The organism is Roseomonas sp. TAS13, from assembly GCF_001950415.1.
Taxonomy (GTDB): Bacteria; Pseudomonadota; Alphaproteobacteria; order Acetobacterales; family Acetobacteraceae; genus Roseomonas; species Roseomonas mucosa.
In genome coordinates this window covers 1-6,013 of record NZ_BDLP01000277.1, presented here as the reverse complement: position 1 = coordinate 6,013, position 6,013 = coordinate 1, and the positions used below count along the sequence as shown (strand labels likewise).

Genomic DNA, 6,013 nt, shown 5'->3' with positions numbered 1-6,013 from the left:
CGCCGACGGGCTGCTGGCCTTGCCGGCCCTGCCGTTGCTGGTGCTGCTGGCGGCCATGGATACCAGCGCCATCGGCCTGCCGCGCGGCGAGACGTCGGCGGATGTCACGCGCATCGTGCTGATCCTGTCCGCCTTCGGCTGGGTCGGCGTGGCGCGGCTGGTGCGCGCCGCCGCCCGCTCGGTGCTGGCGCGGGACTGGGTGCGCGCGGCGCGGGCGCTGGGCGCGGGCGAGGCGCGGGTGCTGTTCCGCCATGTGCTGCCGAGCCTCGCCCCCTCCATCGCCGTGGCCGCCTCGCTCACCGCAGCCGGGGCGATCCTGGCGGAAAGCACCCTCTCCTTCCTGGGACTCGGCATCCAGCCGCCCGCACCCTCCTGGGGCAACATGCTGGCCAATGCGCAGGATCTGGTGCTCTCCGCGCCCGAGGTCGCCATCTGGCCGGGCCTCGCGATCATGCTGGCGGTGGCGGGCTGCACCCTGCTAGCGGATGGTGTCCGCCGGCACTGAGCATGGCCGGAGGAGCGGGAAAACATGCCCTCACAGCCGGAATGACGCCGAGGAAACTTTTTCTGCCCCGCGGATCGGGTTTAGAACGGCCTTGCCTCGAAACCGCCAAAGGCCCCGATCGTGTGCCGATTCCTTGCCTATCACGGTGAGCCCATTCTCATGGATACGCTGGTGGCGACGCCCTGCCACTCGCTGATCCACCAGTCCCTGCACGCCTCCGAGTGCAAGACGGAAACGAATGGCGACGGCTTCGGCCTCGGCTGGTACGGGGAGCGCGAGGTGCCGGGCCTGTATCGCGAGCTGCGGCCCGCCTGGTCGGACGAGAACCTGCTCTCCATTGCCTCGCAGGTCCGCTCGCGCCTCTTCTTCGCCCATGTGCGGGCGGCGACCGGCACGGCCACGACCCGCGCCAACTGCCACCCCTATACGCATGGCCGCTGGCTCTTCATGCACAACGGCCAGATCGGGGGCTGGAGCACGATCCGCCGCCGGGTGGAGGCCCTGATCCCCGACGAACTCTACACCGCCCGGGGCGGCACCTCGGACAGCGAGGCGCTGTTCCTGGCCGCCCTCGCCGCGGGCATGGAGGAGGAGCCGGTCGGGGCGGTGATGCGGACGCTGCACCGGGTGCGCGGGCTGATGGACGAGGCGGGCATCAAGTCGCCGCTGCGCTTCACCGCCGCGTTGTCGGACGGCCGCAGCCTCTGGGCCTTCCGCTGGGCCTGCGACGCCCAGCCGCCCTCGCTCTACTTCCGCCACACCCCGAGCGGGCTCGTGCTGGTGTCCGAGCCGATCGACGAGAACCGGGCCAACTGGCGGGAGGTGCCGCGCGGGCACGCGCTGGTGCTGCATCCGGATGCGGCGCCGGCGATCCAGGCCCTGGAACCGGCGATGGCGCGGGTGGCCTGACGGCCGGGACAGGGGGCGCGCGGTGCCGCACCTCCACCCTGCGATCGCTACTTGCGAATGCATCTCAATATCGAATAACCTGCGGATGTTCCTTCCCGGCCCGTTGCCGGGTCGCGCCGGACCCCTTTCGAGGCACGGAATTGCCGCCATGACCTGCTATCGCTCGATCGGTCTCACCGAACTCGTCGCCCTGATGGCCTCCCACCGCTCCGTCGAGGCCGGCCAATCGCTGCGCCCGGGCGAGCTCGATCCGGAGGAGTTCCAGCGGATCACGGCCTATCTGCACAACGGCACGCGGCTGTCCGCCCCGCCCGCCTACCGTCCGGTCGGCCAGGGCGCGGCACGCTTCCGCCCGGCCGCGGAGCGCTACAGCCGCGCCTGATCCCCGGGCCGGAGGGCCGCTATTCCGCCGCCTCCAGCACCGGCGGCGGCGAGTGCACCCGGATTTCCGGCAGGGCGCCGGTCCAGGCCTCCACCTGCACCAGGCAGGACTGCGCCGCGCAGCCCTGGCCGAGACGGGAGGTGCCGACATCCTGCGTCAGCACGTTGGCATTGCCATGGACGCAGAGGGTCTCGCCGCCGATCTCCTGCGGGTCCCACCAGGCGCCGGTGGCCAGCGCCACCACGCCGGGGCGGATCTCCGCGCTCAGCCGCAGCCCGGCCAGCAGGGCGCCGCGCGTGTTGAAGACCCGCACCACCGACCCGTCAGCGAGGCCACGCGCCGCCGCATCCGCCGGGTGCATCAGCATCGGCTCCCGGCCCTGGATCTTGCTCGCCAGCGAGACGCGCCCGTCATCCATCTGCCCGTGCAGCCGTGTCGCCGGCTGGTAGGAGAGCAGGTGAAGCGGGAAGCGTTCCGCCAGCGGGGCGCCCAGCCATTCGCGCGGCTCGCGCCAGACCGGGTGGCCGGGGATCTCCCCGTAGTTGAAGCGGGCGATGGTCTCGGAGAAGAGTTCCACCTTGCCGGAGGGCGTGTTCAGCGGATTCGCCGCCGGATCGCGCGCGAAGCCGTCGAAGATCGTGAAGCCCTCGTTCGGCGGCGGGATCTCGGCATGGCCCTCGGCCCAGAAGCGGTCGAAATCCGGCACGGCCACGCCGAAATGCGCGCAGGAGCGCTGCCACTGGCCGTAGAGGTGCCGCAGCCAGGCCTCCTCGTCCCGCCCCTGCGTGAAGCGCTCGCGGAAGCCGAGCTCCTCCGCCATGTCGGCCAGCATGTCGTGGTCGTTGCGCGCCTGCCCCTGCGGCGGCACGGCCCGGTGCATGGCGCGTACGAAGCGGTCGGAGGAGGAGGAGCCGATGTCGTTGCGCTCCAGCGTCGTGGTGGCGGGCAGCACGATGTCGGCCATCCGCGCCGGGGCGGTCCACCACGGCTCCTGCACGATCACCGTCTCCACGCGGTTCCAGGCGCGGCGGAAGCGGTTCAGGTCCTGGTGGTGGTGGAAGGGATTGCCGCCCGCCCACCAGATCATCCGGATCTCCGGCAGGGTGATGTCGCGGCCGTTGTAGGACAGCACCTCCCCTGGCCGCTCCAGCAGTTCCACGACACGGGAAACAGGGATGGAAGGTCCGGGATTGCGTGTGGCCGGCAGGTTCACGCTGGGCAGGCGGCGGCGCGGCGTGCCCATGCCGTTCATCGAGCCGTAGCCGAAGCCGATGCCCTGCCCCGGCTCACCGATCCCGCCCAGGGCGCTGGCCAGGGCGACCAGCGCCCACCAGGGCTGCTCGCCATGCTCGGCGCGCTGGAGCGACCAGGTGGCGGTGATCATCGTGGGCGCCCCGGCGGCCTCGCGCGCCAGGCGGCGGATGGTTTCCGCCGGGACCTCGCAGAGTGGCGCGGCCCAGTCCGGGCTCTTCGCCACGCCGTCCGCCTCGCCCAGCACATAGGCGCGCAGCCGCTCCCAGCCCACGGTGCAACGGGCAAGGAAGTCCCGGTCCTCCAGCCCCTCCGTCACCAGCGCGTGCAGCATGGCGAGGACCAGCGCGGCGTCGCTGTTGGGGCGGATGGGCACCCATTCCGCGCCGAGGAATTCCGCGCAGTCTCCACGGAAGGGGGAGATGTTGACGAAGCGAACGCCCGCCTCGGCGGCACGGCGCATCTGCGGCGCGTAGTCGTGGCTGCCCGCCCCGCCCGCCGTGACCAGCCCGTTCTTCAGCGGCAGCCCGCCGAAGCAGAGCATCAGCCGCGCGTGGCGGGCGATGCCGTCCCAGTCCGTCACCGGCCCCTGCAGCACGTCGTTGGTACCCAGCACATGCGGCATCAAGGTCATGCCCGCGCCGTAGGAGTAGTTCGTCACCTGCGCGGTGAAGCCGCCGCCCAGGCCGAGGAAGCGGTGCAGCTGCGAGCGCGCATGGTGGAAGCGCCCGGCCGAGCTCCAGCCATAGGAGCCGCCGAGGATGGCGGCATCCCCCGCCTCCGCCCGCACCCGCCGCGTTTCCTCCGCGGCGAGGCGGATGGCACGGTCCCAGGGCACCGGCACGAAGCGGTCGCGCCCGCGCTCCGACCCGGCGCGCCCGCCGCGCAGCCAGCCCTCGCGGACATAGGGGCGGTCGATGCGGCTGCGCGCATGCACCGCGCCGGGAATGCTGGCCAGCAGCGCCCCTGGCGCCGCGTCGCGTGCGAAGGGCCGGGCCTCGCGCAGCCGGCCGCCTTCCACCACCGCGTCGAAGGCTCCCCAATGGGCGCTGTGCGGATGGGTGCGAGTCATGGCGGGGGCTCTCGTCGGCTGTCGTGCTGCGGTGCGGTGTGCGGGATCAGGCCATCTCTGCCACAGCCTGCCCCTGGGATGGAGGCGGATCATGCCACGGATGGGCCTGCCGGCGGCATATCATGCCTCGGGATGGGTGGGTTGGCGGCGGGCCATGCGGATCATGCCTCCGCGCGCGGAATCCTGCCTCCTCCCCCCTGGGCGCCCGCTTGGATACGGGCCTAGGATGCCGCCTTCCGATCCAGCAGAAGGGCGCCTCCGACATGCCTCCCCGCGCGAACTCCGCCGCTGCCCGCGACGCCGCCTATGTCCTGCATCCCAGCACCGAGCTCAAGGCGCAAAGCCAGAACGGCTCGCTGGTCATCGATCGCGGCGAGGGCGTGCGCGTCTGGGACGAGAGCGGCAAGGAGTACATGGAGGCGGTCGCCGGCCTGTGGTGCGCCTCGCTCGGCTTCAGCAGCGACCGGCTGCGCGAGGCCGCGGACCGGCAGATGCGCAAGCTGCCCTACTATCACGGCTTCGGCGCCAAGTCGCACGAGCCGATGATCGAGCTGGCCGAGATGCTGGTGCAGCGCGCGCCGGTGCCGATGGGGCGCGCCTTCTTCGCCAATTCCGGCTCCGAGGCCAACGACACCGCGGTGAAGATGGTCTGGTACTACAACAACGCCATCGGCCGGCCGCAGAAGAAGAAGATCATCTCCCGCCTGCGCGCCTATCACGGCATCACCGTGGCCGCCGCCTCGCTGACCGGCCTGCCCACCAACCACAAGCTCTTCGACCTGCCGCTGCCGGGCTTCTTCCACGTTTCCACGCCGCACCACTACCACGGCGCCGAGCCGGGCGAGACCGAGGAGGCCTTCGCCTCCCGCCTCGTGGACGAGGTGGAGCAGCTGATCCTGCGCGAGGGGCCGGACACGGTCGCGGCGATGTGGGCCGAGCCGGTGATGGGCGCCGGCGGCGTCGTCATCCCGCCGCGCACCTACTACGAGAAGCTGCAGGCCGTGCTGAAGAAGTACGACGTGCTCTTCGTCGCCGACGAGGTGATCTGCGGCTTCGGACGCACCGGCTCCTACTGGGGCTCGCAGACCTTCGACCTGAAGCCGGACATCGTCGTCTGCGCCAAGGCGCTCTCCTCCTCCTTCCTGCCGATCTCCGGCGTGCTGGTCACGCAGCAGATCTTCGACGGGCTGGCGGAAGGCAGCGCCTCGGTCGGCGTGTTCGGCCATGGCTACACCTATTCCGGCCATCCGGTCTCGGCGGCGGTCGCGATCGAGACGCTGAAGATCTATGACGAGATGAACATGGTCGAGCACGCGCAGCGCGTCGGCGCGCATATGCAGGCCGAGCTGCGCCGCCGCTTCGCCGATCATCCGCTGGTGGGCGAGGTGCGCGGCATCGGCATGATCGGCGCGGTCGAGATCGTTGAGGACAAGGCCAGCCACCGGAACTTCGACGCCGGCAAGAAGCTGGGCTACCGCCTCGCCGCGCTGGGCGAGAAGGAAGGCGTTCTGACCCGCGCCCTGGGCAATGACAGCATCGCCTTCTCGCCGCCGATCATCGCCACCGAGGGCGAGGTGGACGAGATGCTGGAGCGGTTCTCCCGCGCGCTCGACGCCTTCGCGGTGGAGCTGCGCCGCGAGAACCTGACGGTCGTTTGACCAGCCTCGCTTCCACGGGCCTGCCGGGCCGGGCTTCCTGGAGGAGCCCGGCCTTTCCGCTTGCGCTGGGGACCGCCATCGCGCCCGCCGCGGCGGTCCTGCAATCCAAGGCGATGGCGCCCATCGCCCTGGCCTGCCTGCTGCTCTCCGTCCTCGCCGCCCGGCGGGAGCAGGGGCGCTGGCCGCTGCCCGCCGGCCTGCCCTTCTGGATTGCGCTGGCGCTCGCGCTCTGGGGC

5 protein-coding genes are annotated in these 6,013 nt (G+C 71.5%); 4 read left to right on the top strand and 1 reads right to left on the bottom strand.

Annotation, left to right across the window (positions count from 1 at the left end; all coding sequences use genetic code 11):
* The 3 genes from ROTAS13_RS17935 to ROTAS13_RS17925 form a co-directional block, all read left to right on the top strand.
* Positions 1-505, top strand: a 505-nt coding sequence (locus ROTAS13_RS17935; RefSeq protein WP_139323421.1) for an ABC transporter permease, incomplete at its 5' end; no start/stop codon positions are given.
* Positions 506-664: 159 nt separating this feature from the next.
* Positions 665-1,414 (top strand): class II glutamine amidotransferase, encoded by a 750-nt coding sequence (locus tag ROTAS13_RS17930; RefSeq protein ID WP_019460091.1) that lies wholly within the window; start codon positions 665-667, stop codon positions 1,412-1,414.
* A gap of 148 nt (positions 1,415-1,562) precedes the next feature.
* Positions 1,563-1,796, top strand: coding sequence for a hypothetical protein (locus ROTAS13_RS17925; protein WP_019460090.1), 234 nt, complete (start codon positions 1,563-1,565; stop codon positions 1,794-1,796).
* Positions 1,797-1,815: 19 nt separating this feature from the next.
* Here ROTAS13_RS17925 and ROTAS13_RS17920 read toward each other — a convergent pair whose 3' ends face one another.
* Positions 1,816-4,119, bottom strand: a complete 2,304-nt coding sequence (locus tag ROTAS13_RS17920) for a molybdopterin-dependent oxidoreductase (RefSeq protein WP_019460089.1) — start codon at positions 4,117-4,119, stop codon at positions 1,816-1,818.
* A gap of 263 nt (positions 4,120-4,382) precedes the next feature.
* Here ROTAS13_RS17920 and ROTAS13_RS17915 point away from each other — a divergent pair, with 263 nt between their 5' ends.
* On the top strand, positions 4,383-5,777 hold the full coding sequence (locus tag ROTAS13_RS17915) for an aminotransferase (protein ID WP_026033016.1): 1,395 nt from the start codon (positions 4,383-4,385) through the stop codon (positions 5,775-5,777).
* Positions 5,778-6,013: the final 236 nt, after the last annotated feature.

What these genes read in the sequence shown, in the direction of transcription:
- ROTAS13_RS17930 (WP_019460091.1), top strand. Translation starts at nt 665, where the DNA reads ATGGATACGCTGGTGGCGACGCCCTGCCACTCGCTGATCCACCAGTCC.
- ROTAS13_RS17925 (WP_019460090.1), top strand. Translation starts at nt 1,563, where the DNA reads ATGACCTGCTATCGCTCGATCGGTCTCACCGAACTCGTCGCCCTGATG.
- ROTAS13_RS17920 (WP_019460089.1), bottom strand. Translation starts at nt 4,119, where the DNA reads ATGACTCGCACCCATCCGCACAGCGCCCATTGGGGAGCCTTCGACGCG.
- ROTAS13_RS17915 (WP_026033016.1), top strand. Translation starts at nt 4,383, where the DNA reads ATGCCTCCCCGCGCGAACTCCGCCGCTGCCCGCGACGCCGCCTATGTC.